Annotated in this window: 21 protein-coding genes; 1 reads left to right on the plus strand and 20 read right to left on the minus strand. The window is 62.4% G+C overall.

The window, feature by feature from the left end; all coding sequences use genetic code 11:
• Positions 1–11 precede the first annotated feature (11 nt).
• From rpsU to ndk, 17 genes are all read right to left on the minus strand, one after another.
• On the minus strand, positions 12–224 hold the full coding sequence (rpsU, locus tag AC0Z35_RS12950; protein WP_006218592.1) for a 30S ribosomal protein S21: 213 nt from the start codon (positions 222–224) through the stop codon (positions 12–14).
• Between the two features lie 400 nt (positions 225–624).
• Complete coding sequence (locus AC0Z35_RS12955; RefSeq protein WP_046803673.1) at positions 625–1,167, minus strand: phosphoribosyltransferase; 543 nt, start codon at positions 1,165–1,167, stop codon at positions 625–627.
• 81 nt (positions 1,168–1,248) lie between these two features.
• Complete coding sequence (locus AC0Z35_RS12960; protein WP_485132095.1) at positions 1,249–2,544, minus strand: adenylosuccinate synthase; 1,296 nt, start codon at positions 2,542–2,544, stop codon at positions 1,249–1,251.
• Positions 2,545–2,620: 76 nt separating this feature from the next.
• Positions 2,621–3,778, minus strand: a complete 1,158-nt coding sequence (locus tag AC0Z35_RS12965; protein ID WP_046803675.1) for an ATP phosphoribosyltransferase regulatory subunit — start codon at positions 3,776–3,778, stop codon at positions 2,621–2,623.
• 276 nt (positions 3,779–4,054) lie between these two features.
• A complete protein-coding gene (hflC, locus tag AC0Z35_RS12970) occupies positions 4,055–4,957 on the minus strand; it encodes a protease modulator HflC (RefSeq protein WP_046803676.1) in 903 nt (300 codons plus the stop codon).
• Positions 4,958–4,975: 18 nt separating this feature from the next.
• Positions 4,976–6,280 carry an FtsH protease activity modulator HflK gene (gene hflK, locus AC0Z35_RS12975; protein WP_485132096.1) on the minus strand — a complete coding sequence of 435 codons (1,305 nt, stop codon included), beginning with the start codon at positions 6,278–6,280 and terminating at the stop codon, positions 4,976–4,978.
• Positions 6,246–7,352 carry a GTPase HflX gene (hflX, locus tag AC0Z35_RS12980; protein ID WP_046803678.1) on the minus strand — a complete coding sequence of 369 codons (1,107 nt, stop codon included), beginning with the start codon at positions 7,350–7,352 and terminating at the stop codon, positions 6,246–6,248. Before hflX ends, hflK begins: the two co-directional genes overlap by 35 nt.
• Positions 7,353–7,436: 84 nt before the next feature.
• Positions 7,437–7,673, minus strand: coding sequence for an RNA chaperone Hfq (gene hfq / locus AC0Z35_RS12985; protein WP_006218585.1), 237 nt, complete (start codon positions 7,671–7,673; stop codon positions 7,437–7,439).
• A 158-nt stretch (positions 7,674–7,831) separates the two neighbouring features.
• Positions 7,832–8,905, minus strand: coding sequence for a histidinol-phosphate transaminase (gene hisC / locus AC0Z35_RS12990; RefSeq protein WP_485132097.1), 1,074 nt, complete (start codon positions 8,903–8,905; stop codon positions 7,832–7,834).
• Positions 8,906–8,908: 3 nt separating this feature from the next.
• Positions 8,909–10,267 carry a ribosome biogenesis GTPase Der gene (gene der, locus AC0Z35_RS12995; RefSeq protein WP_046803680.1) on the minus strand — a complete coding sequence of 453 codons (1,359 nt, stop codon included), beginning with the start codon at positions 10,265–10,267 and terminating at the stop codon, positions 8,909–8,911.
• A gap of 26 nt (positions 10,268–10,293) precedes the next feature.
• Positions 10,294–11,451, minus strand: coding sequence for an outer membrane protein assembly factor BamB (gene bamB, locus AC0Z35_RS13000; protein WP_046803681.1), 1,158 nt, complete (start codon positions 11,449–11,451; stop codon positions 10,294–10,296).
• Between the two features lie 5 nt (positions 11,452–11,456).
• The gene (locus AC0Z35_RS13005) at positions 11,457–12,095 is read right to left on the minus strand and encodes a YfgM family protein (RefSeq protein WP_046803682.1); all 639 of its coding nucleotides are present in this window, start codon (positions 12,093–12,095) and stop codon (positions 11,457–11,459) included.
• Positions 12,096–12,098: 3 nt separating this feature from the next.
• Positions 12,099–13,385: a histidine--tRNA ligase gene (gene hisS / locus AC0Z35_RS13010; protein ID WP_120157424.1), complete on the minus strand. Its 1,287-nt coding sequence runs from the start codon at positions 13,383–13,385 to the stop codon at positions 12,099–12,101.
• Between the two features lie 55 nt (positions 13,386–13,440).
• A complete protein-coding gene (gene ispG, locus AC0Z35_RS13015; RefSeq protein ID WP_046803684.1) occupies positions 13,441–14,727 on the minus strand; it encodes a flavodoxin-dependent (E)-4-hydroxy-3-methylbut-2-enyl-diphosphate synthase in 1,287 nt (428 codons plus the stop codon).
• Positions 14,728–14,740: 13 nt separating this feature from the next.
• A complete protein-coding gene (locus AC0Z35_RS13020) occupies positions 14,741–15,235 on the minus strand; it encodes a helix-turn-helix domain-containing protein (RefSeq protein WP_046803685.1) in 495 nt (164 codons plus the stop codon).
• Positions 15,232–16,386, minus strand: a complete 1,155-nt coding sequence (gene rlmN / locus AC0Z35_RS13025) for a dual-specificity RNA methyltransferase RlmN (protein WP_046803686.1) — start codon at positions 16,384–16,386, stop codon at positions 15,232–15,234. The genes AC0Z35_RS13020 and rlmN overlap by 4 nt, the downstream gene beginning before the upstream one ends.
• A gap of 44 nt (positions 16,387–16,430) precedes the next feature.
• Positions 16,431–16,856 carry a nucleoside-diphosphate kinase gene (gene ndk / locus AC0Z35_RS13030; RefSeq protein WP_006218576.1) on the minus strand — a complete coding sequence of 142 codons (426 nt, stop codon included), beginning with the start codon at positions 16,854–16,856 and terminating at the stop codon, positions 16,431–16,433.
• Between the two features lie 405 nt (positions 16,857–17,261).
• Here ndk and AC0Z35_RS13035 point away from each other — a divergent pair, with 405 nt between their 5' ends.
• Entirely contained in the window at positions 17,262–20,156 is a 2,895-nt protein-coding gene (locus AC0Z35_RS13035; RefSeq protein ID WP_485132098.1) for a valine--tRNA ligase, read from the plus strand.
• Positions 20,157–20,244: 88 nt separating this feature from the next.
• Here AC0Z35_RS13035 and AC0Z35_RS13040 read toward each other — a convergent pair whose 3' ends face one another.
• The 3 genes from AC0Z35_RS13040 to AC0Z35_RS13050 are packed head-to-tail and all read right to left on the minus strand — an operon-like array spanning position 20,245 to position 22,925.
• Entirely contained in the window at positions 20,245–21,534 is a 1,290-nt protein-coding gene (locus AC0Z35_RS13040; RefSeq protein ID WP_485132099.1) for an NAD(P)/FAD-dependent oxidoreductase, read from the minus strand.
• Positions 21,535–21,543: 9 nt separating this feature from the next.
• Positions 21,544–22,275, minus strand: a complete 732-nt coding sequence (locus tag AC0Z35_RS13045) for an amino acid ABC transporter ATP-binding protein (RefSeq protein WP_046803689.1) — start codon at positions 22,273–22,275, stop codon at positions 21,544–21,546.
• On the minus strand, positions 22,272–22,925 hold the full coding sequence (locus AC0Z35_RS13050) for an amino acid ABC transporter permease (RefSeq protein ID WP_046803690.1): 654 nt from the start codon (positions 22,923–22,925) through the stop codon (positions 22,272–22,274). Before AC0Z35_RS13050 ends, AC0Z35_RS13045 begins: the two co-directional genes overlap by 4 nt.
• Between the last annotated feature and the right edge of the window lie 48 nt (positions 22,926–22,973).

A 22,973-nucleotide genomic window follows, 5' to 3' on the forward strand; every position in this document is an offset into this window, starting at 1 on the left:
GGAATCAAAAATCAATACAGGCGCGGGGGCAGTTGTTGGCTACGAATGCGCTTGTAGTGGCGCTTCACGGCGGCGGCGTGCTTGCGCTTGCGCTCGGCCGTGGGCTTCTCATAGAACTCGCGCGAACGCAGCTCGGTGAGCAAACCGGTCTTTTCGATGGTGCGCTTGAAGCGGCGCAGAGCGGCTTCAAACGGTTCGTTTTCCTTCAGTCGAACGATAGGCATAAAGTGATTGGCCTGCTTGTAGGGTAACAAAAGTTGATGACAAACCTGGCTTGCTTACCAGCAACGCTGCGCGGGTCCAGGTCCGCGGTAACCAATAACCGCGGAACGAGGAACCTTGAAAGCGCAACCCAAGTTCTCGAAAAACGACGTAGCGGGAAAACATGCAGCGCTGCTTTAGCAGTACTGATGCGTACCCACTCTTGCCCGTTTTTTACGTATTTCTCGGATTTCCGCTGGCTGTTTCCGTTACCCAAAGACTACCCAAAGAGTAACAAGCCAAGTTCGGTTTAGCGATAACCAGCGATTCTAGCATGGTCATGCCCGCTTTGACTACTAGGAGGGACGCTTGACGCATACATGCATCCCTCCTTTCCTGCCTTGGACTTCAGACCGACCGAGCTCAGCTCTTGTAACCCTTGCGGATCCACGCTTCCAGCTGATGTGGTCGCAGGCTGTCGTAATCCTCGAACGGCTGGTGAATCCAGGGGTTCGTCGGCAGCTTCTCGACGTAATAGTCGGGCGTGGCTTGGGAATGCCCTTTCCACCAGAGGACGGCGCTGCGCAATTCCGTGATGTCGGCGAATTGGCTCTTCAGATGGTCGTAGACCTTGCTGAACGTCTTGCCGGTGTCGACCATGTCGTCCACCAGCAACACCCGCCCGGACAATGTGCCGCGCGTGATGGTGATGAACTGCGCGATGTCCATGTCGCCCTGCTTGGTGCCGGCGGCTTCGCGATAGCTGCTGGTGGCCAGAATGCCCAGCGGGACATCAAAAATACGGGACATAACGTCGCCCACGCGCATACCGCCGCGCGCCAGGCAAAGAATCTTGTCGAACTTCCATCCCGACTGGTGCACCTGCAAGGTCAGGCGCTCGATCAGCCGGTTGTAATCGTCCCACGTCACCCACAGATGGCTCTCATCATTGGTCGGTGCGCTCATAGGTAAGCATCTCCTGCTTAAAAATACGAAAAGGCCGCCGCCGGTATGAGACCGGCGGCGGCCTTTGGAATATTAACCCGATCAGCCCTTCAGGGGATGACGCAGGACAATGGTTTCATTGCGATCCGGACCGGTCGACACGAGGTCGATCGGCACGCCGCAAACTTCGGCAACGCGCTCCAGGTAGCGACGGGCCGCGGCGGGCAGCTTGTCGTACTCGGTGATGCCAACGGTGGACTCGGACCAGCCCGGCAATTCTTCCAGCACCGGCTGCGCTTGCGCAACGGCGTGCGCGCCGTAAGGCAGCACATCGCGGAATTCACCGTTGACGCGGTAGCCGACGCCCAGTTGGATCGTTTCCAGGCCATCCAGCACGTCCAGCTTGGTGATGCACAGGCCGGAAATGCCATTCAGGCGAACCGAGCGCTTCAGCGCAGCGCCGTCGAACCAGCCGCAACGACGCGGACGGCCGGTGACCGATCCGAATTCCTTGCCGATGGTTGCCAGACGCGTGCCGATTTCGTCGACCAGCTCCGTGGGGAACGGGCCCGAACCCACGCGGGTGGTGTAGGCCTTGGTGATGCCCAACACGTAATCCAGCTGCTGCGGACCCACACCCGCACCCGCCGACGCCGCGCCAGCCACGCAATTGCTGCTGGTGACGAAGGGGTACGTACCGTGGTCGACGTCCAGCAATGCGCCTTGCGCGCCCTCGAACAGGATGCGCTTGCCTTCCTGCTGCATGGCATACAGGTTGCTGGACACGTCCTTGACCATGGGAGCAATGGCCGGAGCCAGGGCCATGGCCTGATCGCGCACTTCCTCAGCGGAAACCGCTTCGGCGCCCAGGTACTTGGTCAACACGAAGTTGTGGTAATCCAGGACTTCGGCCAGCTTCTCGTCAAACAGCGACGGGTTGAACAGATCCTGCACGCGCAGCGCGCGGCGGGCAACCTTGTCCTCGTACGCCGGACCGATGCCACGACCGGTCGTACCGATCTTGCCTTCGCCCTTGCGCGCTTCGCGCGCCTTGTCGATGGCCACGTGATAAGGAAGGATCAGCGGGCAGATTTCGGAAATCTGCAGGCGCGAGCGCACGTCCAGACCGGCGGCTTCCAGCTCTTCGATTTCCTTGAGCAGGGCTTCCGGGGACAGCACGACGCCATTGCCGATAAAGCAGGTGACACCGGGATGCATGATGCCCGACGGGATCAGGCGAAGAATCGTCTTCTTGCCGTTGATCCACAGCGTATGGCCGGCGTTGTGACCGCCTTGGAAGCGGACCACGCCTTGGACGGATTCCGCCAGCCAATCGACGATCTTGCCTTTGCCCTCGTCACCCCACTGGGTGCCGATTACGACTACGTTCTTGCTCATGTTACGAATCAATATCGAGTTTCTCGGGAAATCCGGAAATCTCCCCGCGGCCCTCTCGTTTCCAAGAGGGAGTTAGTCACAGCGTTCTGACCGTCCAGGCACCATCTTGCAGCGCCAGCTCGCGATCGCAAACGAATTCGTCCTGATCCTGCTCGTGACCGGGCAATACCTGAACGACAATTTCCCCTGACCGGCGCAGACGGCGAACCGCCTCGGTCAAGGCGGGGGCCTGCCCCCAGGGCGCGCGAACCGCACGCGCCCGCTCTGCTGGCGGCAAACCCGCCGCCAGTTTGCGTAAATCCAGACTGAAGCCCGTGGCGGGACGGGCGCGCCCGAATGCTCGGCTGACATCGTCATAGCGTCCGCCGCTGACCAGCGCGTCGTGCCACCCTTCGGCGTACAGCGCGAACTTGACGCCGGAGTGGTAGCCATAGCCGCCCACATCAGCCAGGTCGACGCCGAATGCCACGTTGGGCATCGCATCCACCAGAGCCTGCAGCGCATCCAACGCCGCCGCCACGCCAGGCAACAAAGGCAAGTCACGACGTGCGTTCTTCAGCACTTCGGGGCCACCATACAAATTTGGCAGCAACTTCAGCGCATTCAGCGTTTCTTCGCGCATGCCGGGCGCCTTTTCGGCCAGTTCACCCAGCCCTGGCACGTCTTTCTCGCGCAGCAGACGGATGACATCTTCGGCCAAAGCGACGGCGGCAGGGTCGGATTCGACGATGGCGCGCACCACACCCGGATGGCACAAGTCCAGACGGGGGTTGCGCACGCCGGCGATTGCCACCGTTTCCAACACGAGCTGGATAATTTCCAGATCGGCTTCAAACCCGGCATGGCCGTAAATCTCGGCGCCGATCTGCAGAAGCTCGCGGCTGGACAGAAGGTCCGCCGGGCGAGCGTGCAGCACGTTGCCGCAATAGCACAGGCGCGTCACGCCGGCACGGTTCAACAAGTGCGCATCAATGCGCGTGACCTGAGGAGTCATGTCGGCCCGTACACCCAGCGTGCGACCCGTCAGCTGGTCAACCAGCTTGCACGTGCGCAGATCCAGATCGCTACCGGTGCCGGACAGCAATGAATCGATGTATTCGACCAGGGGCGGCGCGACCAGCTCGAAGCCGTATGTACGGTACAAATCGAGAAGTTCGCGGCGCAATTCCTCGATGCGCCGGGCCTCTGCCGGAAGTACGTCGGCAAGGCTCTCGGGCAGCAACCAGTTACCCATGAATGTTTACCTGAATAACGCCAAGTGATGCGTGGGCGTCGCCCAAACGAAAAAGCGGCTGAGGGGGCGTAAGCCCGCTCAGCCGCTGCGGAATGTTTTCTAGCTTACGCGGTATTGTACATGAGTCGGCCGGCAGCGCCAGCCGGGATTATCAGGGCCGAAAGCCGTCCCCGCTTGTTCGAACAAGCGCCGCAGCCCAGCCCTCAAGGTCTCTTGCAGCAATAAAAAACCCCTTGGACTTCCAAGGGGTTTTCAGTGTGCAAGGCGCGTGGCGACTTACTTGGCGGGCACGGTGACCGGCGCCAATGCTTCGCCCGCCGGGTCCTTCATGAACTGGAAGAAGCTGGAGCTGGGGTCGACCACCAGCACGTCGCCCGGCTTCGAGAACGAAGCGCGGTAAGCCTCCAAGCTCTTGTAGTACGTGTAGAACTGCGGATTCTTGCCGTAAGCCTGGGCATAGATCGAAGCGGCGGCAGCGTCGCCTTCACCCATGATGCCCTGCGCCGTGGCGTAAGCCTGAGCCACAATCACTTCGCGCTGGCGATCCGCTTCGGCGCGGATCTTCTCGCCCTCGGCGGCACCAATGGAACGCAGCTCATTGGCGACGCGCGTACGCTCCGCTTCCATGCGCCGGTACACCGATTCCGAAATCTCGGGCGCGAATTCAATGCGGCGCAGACGCACGTCGACGATCTGCACGCCGAGGGGCTCGGCGCGCTTGGCCACGTTGGTCAGGATCTCGGCCATGATCTTGTCGCGTTCGGTCGAAACCACGTCACGCACGGTACGCACGTTGACCGAAGCGTTCAAGGCGTCGCGGATCAGCGCTTGCAGGCGCTCTTGTGCGACGCGCTCGTTGCCACCCGTCGAAACGTAGTATTGGCGGGGGTCCGCAATACGCCATTTCACGTAGGAATCGATCAGCAGGTTCTTCTTTTCAGAAGTCTGGATGCGTTCGGCTTCGTTGGTTTCGATGGTCAGAATGCGCTTGTCCAGCGTCACCACGTTCTGGAACGGCGGCGGCGCCTTGAAGTACAGGCCGGGTTCATTAATGGTCTTGCGCACTTCACCCAGTGAGAACACCAGGGCGTAGTCGCGCTCGCGCACGACGAAGACGCATGACGACAGGGCAGCCAGCACGATAAGCAGGCCGACCAGGATGGGCATAAAACGTTGCATGATCAGAAATCCTCCGGGTTAGCGCGACGTGCGGTCGCGGGGCAGCGTGTTGCTATTGCTGCTGCCGGAAGACTGGGGCGCCGGCGCCGCGTTGCTACGCAACGGCGGTTGGACTGGCGGGCTGATCAACGCAGGCGAACCCGGGTTGCCGACGCTGGACTTGCTGGCGTCCTGGGCAGCCAGATGCATGATTTTGTCCAAAGGCAAATACAACATGTTGTTGTTGCTCTTGGTGTCGACCATGACCTTGCTGGCGCGCGTGAAGATGTCTTGCATGCTTTCCAGGTACATACGCTGGCGCATGACTTGCGGCGCCTTTTCGTATTCGCCCAGGATGCTGGTGAAGCGCGAGCTATTACCCTGCGCATCGCCCACCACCTTGGCCTTGTAGCCTTCAGCCTGCTCGGTCATGCGCGATGCCTGGCCGCTGGCCAATGGCACGACCTGGTTGGCGTAGGCCTGGCCTTCGTTGATCTGGCGTTCGCGGTCTTGACCTGCCTTGACGGCGTCGTCGAAGGCGGCTTGCACCTGTTCGGGCGGCTGCACGTTCTGGATGGCAACGGTGCTGACCTGCACACCGCTTTGATAGCGATCCAGGATTTGCTGCATCAAGGCCTGCACTTGCGTGGCGACAGCGGTACGGCCTTCGTACAGGACGAAGTCCATCGACTGCTTGCCCACGACTTCGCGCATCGCCGTTTCAGAGGCCTGGCGGACGGATTCGTCCGGGTCGCGCGTCTTGAAGAGATAGTCAGGGCCACCGTCGGCACGCAGGCGGTATTGCACGACGAACTGCATATCGACGATGTTCTCGTCCGTCGTGAGCATCAGCGCTTCAGGCAGGACCTTATTGCGCGAACCGCCACGGAAACCGACTTCGAACGTGCGCAGTTGCGACACGTTGACGATTTCATGGCTTTGAATGGGATACGGCAAGCGCCACTGGAAGCCAGCTTGCGACGTGCTCTTGTACTTGCCGAACTGGGTCACAACCGCGACCTGGCCTTCTTGCACGATATAGAAGCCACTGGCCAGCCAGATACCCGCCGCGACCAGGGCGATGACGCCCAGGCCGATGCGCGTACCGCGCGGCGATGGCGGCGTCATGCCGCCTCGGTTACCGGGGCGATTGTTGCCACCGCCACCGCCCTTGCGACCGAACAAGGAGCCGATGCGATTATTGAAATCGCGCCAGACTTCGTCCAGGTCAGGTGGGCCGTCTCCATTGCCTTGAGGCCGCTTCGGCGGCGGCTCGGAGCCATTGTTGTTCCCACGACCCCAACCGGGGTCATTCAGATTGAAGAGTTTGATAATTCGCGGCATTGTTTCCCACAATCTGTCCGGTCTCCGCAATTGCCCCGCGCAACGCATCCAGACCGGCGCGCTCGGTGGCGCTTACAAATACTCGCGCAATCGTACCATGTGCATCGCGCTCCACCCGGGGTTCCAAACCCGCCCGGTCAATCTTGTTGTATACCAGAATGGTCGGAATCGCGGAGGCTCCGATTTCGGCAAGAACCTTGTTGACTTCAAATATCTGTTCGTCGCGCTGCGGGCTGGCGGCGTCGACCACATGCAGCAGCAGATCGGCGTGAACAGTCTCTTCGAGTGTTGCGCGGAACGCGGCGATCAGGCCGTGAGGCAGGTCGCGGATGAATCCGACGGTGTCCGACACCACCACCGAGCCAGCTCCATCGATCCAGATACGACGCGTGGTCGTGTCCAGCGTGGCGAACAGCTGGTCGGCGGCGTAGCTGTCAGCACGCGTCAGCGCATTGAACAGCGTGGACTTGCCGGCGTTGGTGTACCCCACCAGCGACACCGACAGCGCACCGCCCCTGGCCCGGGCGCGCCGTTGCGTTACCCGCTGGCGCTCGACACGATCAAGCCGCTCGCGCAGCGTCTTGACCTTGGCGCCAATCATGCGGCGATCCATTTCAAGCTGCGATTCGCCCGGACCGCGCATCCCGATACCGCCGCGTTGACGTTCCAGGTGGCTCCACATGCGGGTCAACCGCGTGGCCAGATGCTGCAACTGCGCCAACTCGACCTGCAATTTGCCCTCGTGGCTTTTTGCGCGCAGCGCGAAAATGTCCAGAATGAGGGCCACGCGATCCACCACACGCAGATTGAAGGCGCGTTCAAGGTTGCGTTGCTGAGCTGGCGACAAAGGTTGGTCGAAAAGAACGATATCAGCCAGCAAGGCTTGCGCCATCGCCACGGCTTCGTCCGCTTTGCCCGAGCCGATGAAGAACTTGGCGTCGGGGCGATCGCGCCGAGCAGTCAGCGTACCGACGACTTCCGCGCCCGCACCCTTGGCCAGCATGGTGAATTCTTCGGCGTGGGCAGCGTGGTCCGGGTCACCCAGGTCCACGCTGATAATCAGAGCGCGCATACATGCACCATATTGGAGCCAAAGCGAAAATGCCCGCCGACGTCAACCGTCAGGCGGGCAAAAAAAGGTACAGCTGGAGCGAGATTATTCAGCAGGGACTTCCACCTGAAAGTTGACGGCGCGCGCGGGAACGACGGTGGAAATGGCATGCTTGTAAACCATTTGCGTAACCGTATTGCGCAGCAGCACCACGTACTGATCAAAAGATTCGATTTGCCCTTGAAGCTTGATGCCGTTTACCAAGTAGATCGACACGGGCACATGATCCTTGCGCAGCGTGTTCAGAAACGGATCTTGCAGAGTTTGCCCTTTATTGCTCATTGGCCAGGCTCCATTTGTTTGTTATTGAGTGATGATGTGCTTTCTTGTGCTGGTGGAGCACACCGAAACATCTACTCTACAGGGTTTTCCCGGCCCGTGCTACTTGGCCAGGAAGCAAAAGTGACACCAGAAATTTCAAGCTGAAATGCCCCTGAAGATCACGCTTTCAGGACCTCTTCAAGCGCCTTCAAAAGCAGGTCGACCTGCTCGTCAGTGCCCACAGTGATGCGCAAAAACTGATCGATGCGAGCATGACGAAAATGACGCACGATGATGCTGCGCTCGCGCAAGGCGGCGGCCAGGCCCGCAGCGTCTTTTGAAGAATGCCGCGCGAACACGAAATTCGCGGCCGACGGCAAAACCTCAAAGTCCAACGCCTGCAAGCCCGCCGTCATCCGCGACCGGGTTTCGATCACGGCTTGGCGAGTCTTGTCAAAGTACTCTGTATCCTCCAATGCCGCTACTGCGCCGGCCGACGCCAGGCGATCTATCGGGTAGGAGTTGAAACTGTTCTTTACGCGCTCAAGGCCATCGATGAGTTCGGCGCTGCCCACGGCAAAACCAACGCGCAACCCTGCCAGCGAGCGCGACTTGGACAGCGTCTGCACGACCAACAGGTTGTCATAGCGGGCCACCAGGCCCACCGCGGATTCCCCGCCGAAGTCCACATAGGCCTCGTCCACCACCACAACAGACTCCGGGTTGCCGGCCACGATGCGCTCAACATCGGCCAGGCTTAGCGCCCGGCCGGTCGGCGCATTGGGATTGGGGAAGATGATGGGGCCTGCCTGTCCGTTTGCACCCGGCAGGTAGTCGTCGACATTGATGGAAAAATCCGCCGCCAGCGGCACCGTTTCGTACTCGATACCGTACAAGCCGCAGTAGACCGGATAGAAGCTGTAGGTGATGTCGGGAAAGCGCAGCGGCTTGTCGTGCTTGAGCAGCGCAAGAAATGCGTGCGCCAGCACCTCGTCGGATCCATTGCCGACGAAGACCTGGTCGGCTTGCACGCCGACGGTGGTCGCGATTGCCTGGCGCAGCCGGTCCGAAGCCGGATCCGGATACAGCTTTAGCGTGTCGTCAGCGGCCGCACGGATGGCCTCGAGCACCTTGGGCGACGGCCCGTACGGGTGCTCGTTGGTATTCAGCTTGACCAGGTTCTGAAGCTTGGGCTGCTCGCCCGGGACATACGGACTGAGCGTCCCGACCACGGGACTCCAGAAACGGCTCATGGATCAGCTTTCCTGCGCGTAGGGGTTGTGCGACGACTTGAATTCGATGCGCAGCGGCGTGCCGGCCAGATCGAACGCATTGCGGAAACGCGTTTCCAGATAGCGGCGATACGAATCGGGGATGGCATCCAGGGCATTGCCGTGAATGACGACCAGCGGCGGGTTCTGCCCCCCTTGGTGCGCGTAGCGCATCTTGGGGCGGAAGATACCCTTGCGCGGCGGCTGTTGCTGTTCGATAGCGGCCTGAAGCTCACGCGTCAGCTTCGGCGTGGACAGCTTGGCGAACGCCGCGGCGTGCGCCGAGTTGATGGACTTGAGCAACGGCTTGATGCCCTGGCCACGCAGCGCCGAGATGGTATGCATGCGCGCGAACGACAGGAACCGCAACTTGCGTTGAAACTCGCGTTCGATGCGTTCCTTTTCCTCGCCGTCCAGGCCGTCCCATTTGTTGATGGCGACCACCACGGCACGACCCGTTTCCAGCACGAAGCCCGCAATGTGGGCGTCCTGCTCGGAAATTTCGGTGTGCGCGTCCAGCATCAGCAACACGACGTTGCTGGCCTCGATGGCCTGCAACGTCTTGATGACCGAGAACTTCTCGACAGCCTCAAAGACCTTGCCGCGCTTGCGCAGGCCGGCCGTGTCAATCAGCGTGTAGCGGCGGCCATCGCGATCGAAGTCGATTTCAATGGCGTCGCGCGTCGTACCGGGCAAGTCGAACGCAATGACGCGCTCTTCGCCCATCAGGGTATTGATAAGCGTCGACTTGCCCACGTTGGGACGACCGACGATGGCCAGCTTGATGCGGTGATCGTGCTCGCCCTCGCCTTCTTCGAACGCCTCGTCTTCGGCCGGCGGTTCGGCCAGGTCCTTCAGGGCCAGTTCGATCAGGTCGACGATGCCGTCACCGTGCGCCGCCGAAATCGGAAAGGGTTGGCCCAAGCCCAGTTCGTGGAATTCGGCAATGGCGGGGCCCAAGCCCATGCCTTCGGCCTTGTTCACCGCCAGCAGCACGCGCTGCTGGCCAGACTTGCGCAGCAGTTGGGCGATCTGGTGGTCGTGGGCGTTCAGGCCGGCGCGAGCGTCCACCAGGAACACCACGACGTCAGCCTCGGCGATGGCCTGCCGGGTCTGGCGCGCCATCTCCAGCAGGATCCCGTCCTTGGCGACGGGTTCGAAACCACCGGTATCGATAGCGATGAACGGGATCTCGCCTACCCTGCCCTCACCGTAATGGCGGTCGCGGGTCAGGCCGGAAAAATCGGCCACCAGCGCGGCGCGCGATCGCGTCAGGCGGTTGAAAAGGGTCGACTTCCCCACATTGGGGCGACCGACCAGGGCAACGACAGGCTTGAAAGACACGGTGTAAGGCTTTGTTCTATAGGTTTTTAGTTGGCGCCGATCATGACGAGATTGCCATTGCCCGTCTGGACCAGCACACCTTGGGGGGTGGTTTGCGGCGGCGAAACGACGGCGCCTCCACCCACGGACAGCCGGGCCATCAGGCTGCCATCACTACGCGACAGGAAGTGCAGATAACCTTCCAGGTCGCCCACGGCAAGCGCGCCGCCCAGCATGGCCGGGGCGGTCAGCTGGCGATTCTTCAGCGCCGCTTGCTTCCACACATTGCCGCCATTATCCAGCGCAAACGCGTTGACAACGCTATTTTGATCCGCCGAGTACGCAAAACGGTCATCCAGCGTCATGCCGCTGACGCTGGAGAAGTCCTTGGCCCACAACGGACGGCCGCCGGCGGTCACGTCAAAGCAGACGATACGCCCTTGGTAGGCGACTGCGCAAAGCAGGTTGCCCGTGATACGCGGCGTGCCGACGACGTCGGTCAGGCGTTCAAGGTCGCTGGCGCCGCGCGGCGTAGCCACGGTGCCTTCCCATTGCACGTTGCCGCTGTCGGACGCGATTGCCATCAGCTTGCCGCCAGGCAGGCCAGTGATCACCAGGCCTTCGGCCAGGACCATTTGCGACACGCTGCGCAAGGCAAGCGACGGACCGGGGCGTTGCACGTTCCAGACGCGTTCGCCGCTATTGGCGTCGAACGCCTGAATGCGATAGTCGCCGCTGCGCACGACGACAATGCCATAGCCCACCACCGGCGGGATCGTGACGTCGCTGGTCGCGCGGACCTTCCACTTGACCTTGCCGGTGTCGTCGAACGCAATCACGTCGCCATCGGGCGAGGCGACGGCGGTCGTGGTGCCGTCGCTGCCGGCACCGGCGGACAGCTTGCCTTCGGTCTTGGCCTTCCACAACGGGCGGCCACTTTGCAGGTCGAACTTGCCGACCGAGCCATCAGGCGTGGCGGCGTAGACGGCCGTGCCCAGCACCGTGGGCGCAAAGCCAAGGCCCGAGCCGCTGCCGATCGACGTGGACCAGATCTGGCGCACGGACATGCCGGCCTTGTATTCGGTCAGCGGGGCGGGATCGTATCGGCCGTCATCGTGGGAGAACAAACCGCAGCCGCCCAGGGCAAGCAAGCTTGCCAGGCAGACCGCGCCACGCCACGTACGACCAGGTGCAAATTTACGCATTACAGTTACGCTCCGCTCAGGGCATCCAGTTTCAATTGCACAACCTGGGTCAGCGGATTCGCCGTGCCCAAGCCATCAATGGCGCTTTGCCAGGCCGCACGCGCTTCATCGCGCTTGCCTTGCGCGGCGAGAATATCGCCACGACGGTCAGCAAACAAGGCGGCAAAGGCAGCCGGCGGATTGTTCAATTGGGCAAGCGCTGCATCAAACTGCTTTTGGTCCAGCAGCATGCCGGCCAGACGCAGACGGGCCACGGCCTGCATTGACGGATTCTTGCCTTGCGCCGCCAGCCATTCCAGCTGCTCACGCGCGCCGGCTTCGTCCTTCTGGGCTTGCAGGGCCTGAGCCGCCACCAGGGCGCCGCGCGCGGCATAGCCGGTGGCCGGGTACTGCTCGCGCAGCGTGGCGGCCGCCGTCTTGATGCGCACCGCCGAATCGGCGCCGCCCAGGCGTGCCGCATCTTCCAGCGCTTCGAAGTAGCCCATGGCCTGGTTGGCACGGTGCGATTCATAGGCCTTCCAGCCCCACCAACCGCCCCAGGCCAGCGCCACCACCGCAAACAGCGTCACGACCAGCGTGCCGTATCGAGCCCACCACGCCTTGATGGCGTCCAGCTTTTCCTGTTCTTCGAGATCGTATGCCATGCCTTAACCCTTGTTGTTCAGTACCGCAGCCAGATCCGCAAGCGGGACCTGCTGCTGCGCCGCGTCGCCTTGGGCATCCGCACGCAAATATTTGACGCTGGCGGTCTGCGATGCGACTTCGTCGGCGCCAAGAATAACCGCAACGCGGGCGCCACTGGCATCAGCGCGCTTGAATTGCGACTTGAAGCCGGCCGAACCGGCATGCACGATCACGGACAGGCCGGCATCGCGCAGCGACTCGCCCACACGGGCCGCCAGGCGCTGCGCGTCTTCGCCCTGATGCACCACGTACACGTCGCATTCGGCAGGGGCGTCCAACTGAACGCTCTGTTCCCAGAGGTCCAGCAGGCGTTCCATGCCGATGGCAAAGCCGACGGCGGGAGCGGGCTTGCCGCCCAGCAGTTCGATCAAACCGTCGTAACGACCACCGCCGCACACCGTGCCCTGCGAGCCGAGGCGATCGGTGACCCACTCGAACACGGTCAGGTTGTAGTAGTCCAGCCCGCGCACCAGGCGCGGATTCAGGCTGTATTCAATGCCGGCTTCCGTCAAGCGCTGGCAAACGCCTTCGAAGTGCGCGCGCGATTCGTCGCCCAGGAAATCGAACAGGCGCGGCGCGCTGTTGGCCATTTCCTGCATGGCCGGATTCTTCGTATCCAGCACGCGCAGCGGGTTCGTGTACAAGCGGCGCTGGCCGTCTTCGTCCAGAATGTCGCGGTGCTTTTCCAGGTGCTCGATCAGCGCGGCGCGGTGCGCGGCGCGTTCGGCGGGCTGGCCCAGCGAATTGAGTTCAAGGCGCACGTCTTTCAGACCCAGCAGCTTCCACAGGCGGGCCAGCATGACGATAAGTTCGGCATCCACGTCGGGGCCGACAAAGCCCAGGGCTTCGACGTCGATCTGGTGGAACTGGCGGTAACGGCCGCGCTGCGGGCGTTCGTGGCGGAAAACCGGGCCGATCGAATAAACGCGTTGCGGGCGGTCATAGAGCAGGTTGTGCTCGATGGAGGCGCGCACGATGCCGGCCGTCATTTCAGGGCGCATCGTCAGCGACTCGCCATTCAGCGCATCGGTGAACGTGTACATCTCTTTTTCGACGATGTCGGTCACTTCGCCGATGCCGCGCGTGAACAGGCGCGTATGCTCAAGCACGGGCGTACGCACGTTGCGATAGCCGTAGCCGCGCAGCCAGCCGCGCACGATTTCCTCGAATTGTTCCCAGCGGGCGCTCGGCCCGGGCAACACGTCATTCATGCCGCGTATGGCGGCGACTTTCTGGAAAGCTTGAGTCATCTTGATCATGCCGCATCACGCGCCTGCCGGCGCGTTTGCGGCTACACCCTTTCTTTTAATGAGAGGCGAGCACGCCGTAACGGCGCGCCACGTAGTCTTCGACGATGGCCTGAAACTCTTCGGCGATATGGTCGCCTTTGAGGGTGACCGTGCGTTCGCCATCCACGAATACCGGCGCCGCGGGCACTTCGCCCGTTCCCGGCAGACTGATACCGATATCGGCATGGCGGCTTTCGCCCGGCCCGTTGACCACACAGCCCATGACCGCGACGTTCATGCTTTCGACGCCCGGATATTGCGACTTCCAGACCGGCATCTGACGACGCAGGTAGGACTGGATGCTGTCGGCAAGTTCCTGGAAGAACGTGCTGCTGGTCCGGCCACAGCCGGGGCATGCGACCACCATGGGGGTGAACGCGCGCAGGCCCATGGTCTGCAGGATTTCTTGCGCCACGATCGCTTCGCGGCTGCGGTCGCCGCCGGGTTCCGGCGTCAACGAAATACGGATGGTGTCGCCAATGCCTTGCTGCAGCAGCACGGCCAGCGCGGCGGTGGAGGCCACGATGCCCTTGCTGCCCATGCCGGCTTCGGTCAGGCCCAGGTGCAGCGGATAATCGCAGCGGGCGGACAGGTCGCGGTAAACGGCAATCAAGTCCTGGACATGGCTGACCTTGCACGACAGGATGATCGCATCGCGGCGCAAGCCCAATTCCTCGGCACGCTGGGCATTGCTGATGGCCGACACGACCAGCGCGTCACGCATCACGGCCTGGGCCTCCCAGGGTTGCGCGCGACGGCTGTTTTCGTCCATCTTGCGCGCCATCAGTTCGTGATCCAGGCTGCCCCAGTTCACGCCGATGCGCACCGGCTTGTCGTAACGGCAAGCCACTTCGATCATCTGCGCGAAGTTGTCGTCGCGCCGCTTGCCGCCACCCATGTTGCCGGGGTTGATCCGGTACTTGGACAGCGCTTGCGCGCATTCCGGGAACTGCGTCAGCAGCTTGTGGCCGTTGTAATGGAAGTCGCCGACCAGCGGCACGTTCACGCCCATGCGGTCCAGCTGTTCGCGGATGGCGACCACTTCGCGGGCCGCCTCGGGCGTGTTGACGGTGATACGCACCAGCTCGGAACCGGCCTGCGCCAGTTCCTTGACCTGAATCGCCGTGGCGATGGCGTCGGCGGTATCGGTGTTGGTCATGGACTGCACCACGACCGGGGCATCGCCGCCAACCATGACGACGCGATCACCCCACTTCACCGCCACCGAACGGGTGGCGCGGCGCATGGCGGCCCCCACAGAGGGAGGCGGCGCATCGTGGCAAGGCAGAGAGGAATCTTGCATCGGTGGAACCGGTTTACTTGGTGGGCTTGGGCAGCCAGTCGAACGGCAGCCACTGCTGCGGCAACCAGCCTTGCCAGAAGGCGTACGCCACGCCGGCGGCCAGCACCAGCACAATGGCGATCAACCAGCCCCAGGACGTGGACGACGAACGCTCGTCGTCAGCACTGGATTGGGGAATGGAATGCGCCGAATGCAGGGCGCCCGGGCTCAGCTTGACGGGGCCGGTAACGCGGGCCTTCGGGTCAAGCGAGTCGACGATGGCCTGGGAATCGGCACCCAGCAAACGCGCATAGTTGCGGACCAGCCCGCGCAGGGAAACGCCGGTGGGCAAGTCTGCCCAAGCTTCGTTTTCAAGGGCTTCGATCTGCTTCGTGGAAAACTTGATCCGGCTGGACACCTCGTCCAGGGACCAACCCTTGGACTGTCGCAGCGCGCGCAATGCCGAGCCGATATTGCCCGCGGAACCGGCGGGCGTTTCAGAAACTGCAGAAGCGAATTCCTGCGTCATGCATGCACCTGTTTAATTGGTATGGTCTGGCGCTGTGCGGCGTTGCGCTCGGTAATCCGAGTGCGATCGCGCACTTCTCCGGCCAATTGACCACAAGCTGCATCGATGTCGTCGCCCCGGGTCTTGCGCACGGTCGTGATGATGCCGGCGTCCATCAGCCGCTGCGCAAATACCTTCACGCGGGCGGAGTTGGAACGCTTCAGGCCCGACTCGGGGAAGGGGTTGAACGGAATCAGATTGAGCTTGCAGCGCAGCTGGCGTGCAATTTGGATCAGTTCCTTGGCGTGCTGGTCGGTATCGTTGATGCCGTCCAGCATGCAGTATTCAAAAGTGATGAAGTCGCGGGGCGCAAACGCCAGATAGCGCTCGCAAGCCGCCAGCAACTCTTTCAGCGGGTACTTCTTGTTCAGCGGCACCAGTTCGTCGCGCAGCGCATCGTTGGGCGCGTGCAGCGACACCGCCAGCGCCACCGGACAGTCTTGCGACAGGCGGTCCATCATGGGGACCACGCCCGAGGTGGAAACCGTGACGCGGCGACGCGACAGGCCGTAGGCGTTGTCGTCCAGCATCAGGCGCAGCGCCGGCAGGACCTGGTCGTAATTAAGCAAGGGTTCGCCCATGCCCATCATGACCACGTTGCTGATGACGCGCGTATCTTCGGTAGCCTTGGCGCTTTCCAGGCGGGCGGTGCCGATATCGGCTTCCAGCACGCGCTTGGCCCACCACAGCTGGCCGATGATTTCGCTGGTTTTCAGGTTGCGGTTAAAGCCCTGATGCCCGGTCGAGCAAAAGCGGCAATTGACCACGCAGCCGGCCTGGCTGGAAATACATAGGGTGCCGCGATCGTCTTCGGGGATGAAGACGGTTTCGATGGCATTGCCCTGCCCCACGTCGAACAGCCACTTGCGCGTGCCGTCGGTCGAGCGTTGCTCGATATTGACGGGCAAGGCCTCGATACGGCAGTTGGACGCGAGCTGGCTGCGGAATTCGCGAGCCAGGTCGGTCATGGCGTCGAACGAATCGGCGCCGCGCTGGTGCATCCAGCGCTGCAGCTGGCGGGCGCGAAACGGCTTGCCGCCCCACTGCCCGACAAGTTCGGACAGGGCGGAGCCATCCAGCCCCAGCAGATTGATTCGTTCGACGGATTCCATGACCTGGGTAACGCTAAAAAACTAATTCAGTGCTTACGCGAAAATCAACGGCTGTGGATGTTGATTTCGGGGAAGAAGAAAGCGACTTCAACGGCAGCCGTTTCCGGAGCGTCGGAGCCGTGCACGGCGTTGGCGTCGATGCTGTCGGCGAAGTCGGCGCGGATGGTGCCGGCTTCAGCCTTCTTCGGGTCCGTGGCGCCCATCAGGTCGCGGTTCTTCTGGATGGCATCTTCACCTTCCAGCACTTGCACGAACACGGGGCCCGAGATCATGAAATCGACCAGGTCCTTGAAGAAGGGGCGTTCCTTGTGCACGGCGTAGAAACGCTCGGCATCGGCGCGCGACAGTTGCGCCAGGCGGGCAGCGATGACCTTCAGGCCGGCTTGCTCGAAGCGGCCGACGATCTGGCCGATGACGTTCTTGGCGACGGCGTCGGGCTTGATGATCGAGAGGGTGCGTTGGATGGACATTAGGAACTCCGAAAGCTGATTTCTGACTGGTTTCTGATGAATTGCCTGGCGTGGCTCTGCACTTGTCGGTGTCACCCTTGAAGTGTCATCGCGCGATGGGCGCGCGGGCGGTCCGGCGTGTTTGAACGATGTCGTTGAACATTCCGGGCCGGCCCGAACCGCTTGCCAAGGCAGGGATTCGACACTGGCCACCGATCGGACGTGCCGTGGATTCTTACCGAGGATACCGAAACGGGAGCTTTTAAGCGCACATTTCTGAAGGAATCCTCAATGAATTCAGGGACTTCTAAAAGGTTTACAGTAACCCGGTATTCTAACACGCTGAGAAGACCGCATTACATCTTAAAATGAGCGGTTTGCTGCCCGTATCCCTATGCCGGGCGCCCTGTCTGCCGGAACCCTGTAATGACTCAAGCTGCTCCCCCCACCGCCGCGAACCCCGCGAGCGACGCCCCGGAACTCTCCAAGAGCTTCGAACCTTCTGAACTGGAATCGCGCTGGTACGCCGAATGGGAAAAGCGCGGCTATTTCACGGCGGGTCAGCACGTAAAAACGGGGACAGAAAGCCAGCCCTATGTCATCCAGTTCCCGCCGCCCAACGTCACGGGCACGCTGCACATGGGCCATGCGTTCAACCAGACCATCATGGACGGGCTGGTGCGGTATCGCCGCATGTCCGGCGACGACACGGTGTTCATTCCCGGCACCGACCACGCCGGCATCGCCACGCAGATCGTTGTTGAAAGACAGCTGGATGCCCAGAAGGTTTCGCGCCATGACCTCGGGCGCGAAAAATTCGTGGAAAAAGTCTGGGAATGGAAGGAAAAGTCGGGCAACGCCATTACCGAACAGGTGCGTCGCCTGGGCGCCTCGGCGGACTGGCCGCGCGAGTATTTCACCATGGACGACCGCATGTCGCGAGGCGTGGTCGAGACCTTCGTGCGCCTGCATAAACAGGGCCTGATCTACCGCGGCAAGCGCCTGGTCAACTGGGACCCGAAACTGCTGACCGCCGTGTCCGACCTGGAAGTGCAGTCCGAAGAGACCGAGGGCCACATGTGGCACATCCTCTATCCCTTCGTGGACGGCCCGCAAACCATCGTCGACAAAGACGGCCAGACCGTCACGCTGCGCGGCATGACCATCGCCACGACCCGCCCGGAAACGATGCTGGCCGACGGCGCGCTGTGCGTGCACCCGGACGACCCGCGCTACCAGCACCTGGTCGGCAAGGAAGTCGAGCTGCCGCTGTGCGACCGCAACATCCCGATCATCGCCGACGATTTCGTTGACCCGGAATTCGGCACGGGCTGCGTGAAGATCACCGGCGCGCACGACTTCAACGACTATGCCTGCGCGATGCGCCACGATCTTCCCTTGATCGTGATCTTCACGCTGGACGCGCACATCAACGAAAACGGCCCCAAGCAGTTCCAGGGCCTGGAACGCTACGAAGCCCGCAAGGCAGTCGTTGCGCAGTTGGATGCCGAAGGTTATCTGGTCAAGGTCGAACCGCACAAAATGATGCAGCCCAAGGGCGACCGCACCGGCGTCGTCCTGGAACCCATGCTGACCGACCAATGGTTCGTGGCCATGAGCAAGCCCGCGCCCGAAGGCACGCTGAACCCGGGCAAGAGCATCACCGAAGTGGCCCTTGAAGTGGTGGCCGATGGCCGCATCAAGTTCTACCCGGACAACTGGACCACCATCTACAACCAGTGGCTGAACAACATCCAGGACTGGTGCATCTCGCGCCAGCTGTGGTGGGGCCACCAGATCCCGGCGTGGTATTCGGAAGACGGCCAGATCTTCGTTGCACACGACGAAGCCGGCGCCATCGAGCAGGCACGCGCCGCAGGCGTCACAGGCGATCTCAAGCGCGATCCTGACGTGCTGGACACCTGGTTCTCGTCGGGCCTGGTGCCCTTCACGACGCTGGGCTGGCCTGAAAAAACGCCCGACCTGGAACGCTACCTGCCGTCCAGCGTGCTGGTTACCGGCTTCGACATCATTTTCTTCTGGGTCGCGCGCATGGTCATGCTGACCACGCACATGACGGGCCAGATTCCGTTCAAGCACGTCTATGTGCACGGCCTGATCCGCGATGCCGACGGCCAGAAGATGAGCAAGTCCAAGGGCAACACGCTGGACCCGGTCGACCTGATCGACGGCATCGACCTGGACGGTCTGGTCACCAAGCGTACCTACGGCCTGATGAACCCCAAGCAGGCCGGCGCCATCGAAAAGGCAACGCGCCGCCAGTACCCGGACGGCATTCCGGCGTTCGGCACCGACGCGCTGCGCTTCACGATGGCGGCCTACGCCACGCTGGGTCGCAACATCAATTTCGACCTGAAGCGTTGCGAGGGGTATCGCAACTTCTGCAACAAGCTGTGGAACGCCACGCGCTTCGTGCTGATGAACACCGAAGGCCATGACCTGACGGGTTCCGACGCGGGCGAAACCTCGTTTGTCGACCGCTGGATCATCAGCCAGATGCAAACGCTGGAAGCCGACGTGGCGCGCGGCTTTGCCGACTACCGCTTCGACAATATCGCCAACTCGCTGTACCGCTTTGTCTGGGACGAATACTGCGACTGGTACCTGGAACTGGCCAAGGTCCAGATCCAGACCGGCACGCCGGCCCAGCAACTGGGTACGCGCCGCACGCTGATCCGTGTGCTGGAATGCGTGTTGCGCCTGGCCCATCCGATCATTCCGTTCATCACTGAAGAACTGTGGCAGAAGGTGTCGGTGGTGGCGGGCAAGCGCAAGGAAGGCGTTGCCGACAGCGTCAGCGTGCAGCCGTATCCGCAAGCCAATCTGGCTGCCGTGGACGCCGCGGCCGAAGCCGATGTGGCCGAGCTGAAGGCGCAGGTCGAGGCCGTGCGCGCATTGCGCGGCGAAATGAACCTGTCGCCCGCCCAGAAGGTGCCGCTGTGCGCCCAGGGCGACGCGCCCGTGCTCAAGCGCAACGCGCCTTACCTTGCCGCGCTCGCCAAGCTGAGCCAGGTCGACGTGCTGGACACCCTGCCCGACGCCGGCGCACCGGTCCAGGTGGTGGGTGCCAGCCGCCTGATGCTGCACGTTGAGATCGACGTGGCCGCCGAACGCGTCCGTCTGGACAAGGAAATCGCGCGTCTGGAAGGCGAAATCGCCAAGGCCAACGGCAAGTTGTCCAACGCCAGCTTTGTCGAACGCGCACCCGCGGCCGTCGTCGAGCAGGAAAAGGCGCGCATGGCGCAGTTTGGCGAAACCCTGCAAAAGGTGCGCGAACAGCGTGCCAAGCTGGCGGACTGAACCCGATCGGTTCTGGCCAAAACGCCCGCCAAACAAAAACCCCGGAACGCGTTCCGGGGTTTTTTTCGGCTTGGCCGGTGGCCTACGCTTACACGCCCCCGTCCGTCATGCGATACCACGTGACCACCGCGTTCACGTACAGCCGGCGCAAACCATAGAGCGGAAACGGCACCACCGGTGACACAGGCACCGGCAGCGCGGTTGCGTCGCCCGTGGCCACGTACTGCGCCATCGCGCGCCCCATGCTGGTTTGCAGACCCACCCCGCGCCCCTGGCAGCCGATATCCACCAGCAGGCCAGGCTGCGGCTCGTGCAAATGCGGCAGGTAATCGCGCGTGATGGCCACGCGCCCGCACCAGCGGTATTCAAACGGCGTGCCGGCCACCTGCGGGAACATCTTGAACATCACGCGTTCCAGGTGCGCCCAATCCTGCGGCCCCTTGGGTTCACGAAACGGCCCGCGTCCGCCCATCAACAGGCGGCCCTGGTGGTCCAGACGAAAGTACAGCAGCAGGTTGCGCGTATCGGACGTGACATGGCCTTCGGGAAAGATTCCCGCGCGCACCGATTCCGGTAGCGGCGCCGTCGCCACCTGGAAAGTGTTGGCGTCGATGATGGACGTCTTCAGGCCGGGCAGCAGGTCGCCGCCGTAAGCGTTCGTGCACATGACGACGCGATCCGCCATCACGCTTGCACCGCGTGCCGTCGTGGCTGTCCACTTGCCGCCGTCGCGCTTCAAGCCCGTGACCGGCGTTTCCGTATGGATCAGCGCGCCCGCGTTCAACGCGGCGCGCGCCAGGCCACGCACATAGCTCAAGGGCTGCACCGCCCCCGCCCGGTTATCGACCCAGCCGCCCAGGTAGCGGTCCGTGCCCAGCAGGCGCGCAACCTGATCCTGATCGAGCGGCTGGGCGTCCACGCCGTGGCGGGCCCATTGCGCCGCGCGGCCATGCGCTATGCGCAAGGCTTCGGCGGTGTGCGCGCCCTGGATCCACCCCTTGCGCACATGCGGCACGTCCATCGCATGACGGTCGATCAGGTTGAAGACTGAATCGGCCGTCGCACCGGCAAACCGCAACAGCCGCTCGCCCTTGTCGTGTCCGAACATTGAGATCAAATCGTCCGGGTCGTATTTCAGCCCAGGAATCACCTGACCGCCATTACGCCCGGACCCGCCGAAGCCGATCTCGCGAGCCTCCAGCACGATGGTCTTCACGCCCCGCTCGGCCAGGTGCAAAGCCGTGCTTAACCCGGCGTAGCCACCGCCTATCACCAACACGTCGGCTTGCGTCGACGCGGTCAACGGCTCGGTCGGAGGCGGCGGCGCCGCAGTGGCGGCCCATAAGGAAGGAGAGAGGGGAAACGGCGCTTGCGGCATGACGGTTCCTTACATGGGATGCAGCACGCGGTGCAGGAAGTCCTGCGTCCGGGGATGCTGCGGATGATTCAGCACTTCGCGGGCGGCGCCCTGCTCTACCATGACGCCGCCATCGAAGAACATGACGCGGTCCGCGACCTCGCGGGCAAAGCTCATTTCATGCGTGACGACCACCATCGTCATGCCCGCTTCCGCCAGCTTGCGCATCACGCCCAACACATCGCCGACCAGTTCAGGGTCCAAGGCGGACGTGGGCTCATCGAACAGAATGGCCTTGGGCTGCATCGCCAACGCCCGCGCGATGGCCACGCGCTGCTGCTGGCCGCCGGACAGTTGATTGGGATGTGCGTCGGCCTTGTCCGCCAGGCCTACGCTGGCCAGCAATTCGCGCCCGCGTTCCATCACCTGAGCGCGGGGCTCCTTTTTGACGAAGATGGGCCCTTCAATCACGTTTTCCAGCGCGGTGCGATGCGGAAATAAGTTGAAGCGTTGAAACACCATCGCCACCTGCGTGCGAATCGACACGATGGACGCCGCGTCGGCATCGACGAGTTCACCATCCACGGTGATGCGGCCGGCGTTATAGCGCTCCAGCCCGTTGATGCAGCGCAGGATCGTGGACTTACCCGAACCGGACGGGCCGATTACGCAGACCACTTCGCCCTTGCGGACTTCGGCGTCGATACCCTTCAACACCTCAAGCGAGCCAAAGCTCTTGCGCACTCCTTGCAGTTCGATCATTTGGTGGCGCTCCTTTTTTCCAGGTGACGCACCAGCAGGATCAACGGCACGCACATCACCAGGTACATCAGCGCCACCAGCGAAAAGACGGTCGCGTTCTTGAAGGTGGAGACCGCAATCAGCTTGCCTTGCAGCGCAAGCTCGGCCACCGTGATCGTCGACGCCTGTGACGAATCTTTCAACATCATGATCATGATGTTGCCGTACGGCGGCAGCACGATCTTGACTGCCTGCGGCAAGACCACGCGCCGCATCGTCATGCTCCAGCTCATGCCCATCGCCATCGCCGCTTCGATCTGACCGCGGTCGATGGCCTGGATACCGGCGCGGAAATTCTCGGCCTGATACGCGGAATACGCGACGCCCAGACCAATGATGGCCGCCTGCACGGCGGTCAACGAGACCCCCATGTCCGGCATCACGAAATAGATGTAGAACAGCAGCACGATAATCGGGATACCGCGCAGCAGGTTGATCACCCCGCCGCTGATCTTGGACAGGATTTTATTGCCCGAGACGCGCATCAGCGCCCACACCAGGCCCAGCACCGTGGACAGCGCCAGCGAACCGAGCGTGACCAGAATCGTCAGCTTGGCGCCTTGCAGCAATATCGGCAGGTACTCCGCCGCGTCGTTGAAGAATTCCGTCATGACCTCATCCACCCAGGCTCGACCGCCAGCAGGGACGCGGGATGCGTC

The organism is Achromobacter sp. 1L-A-4-B-C2 (genome assembly GCF_057291955.1).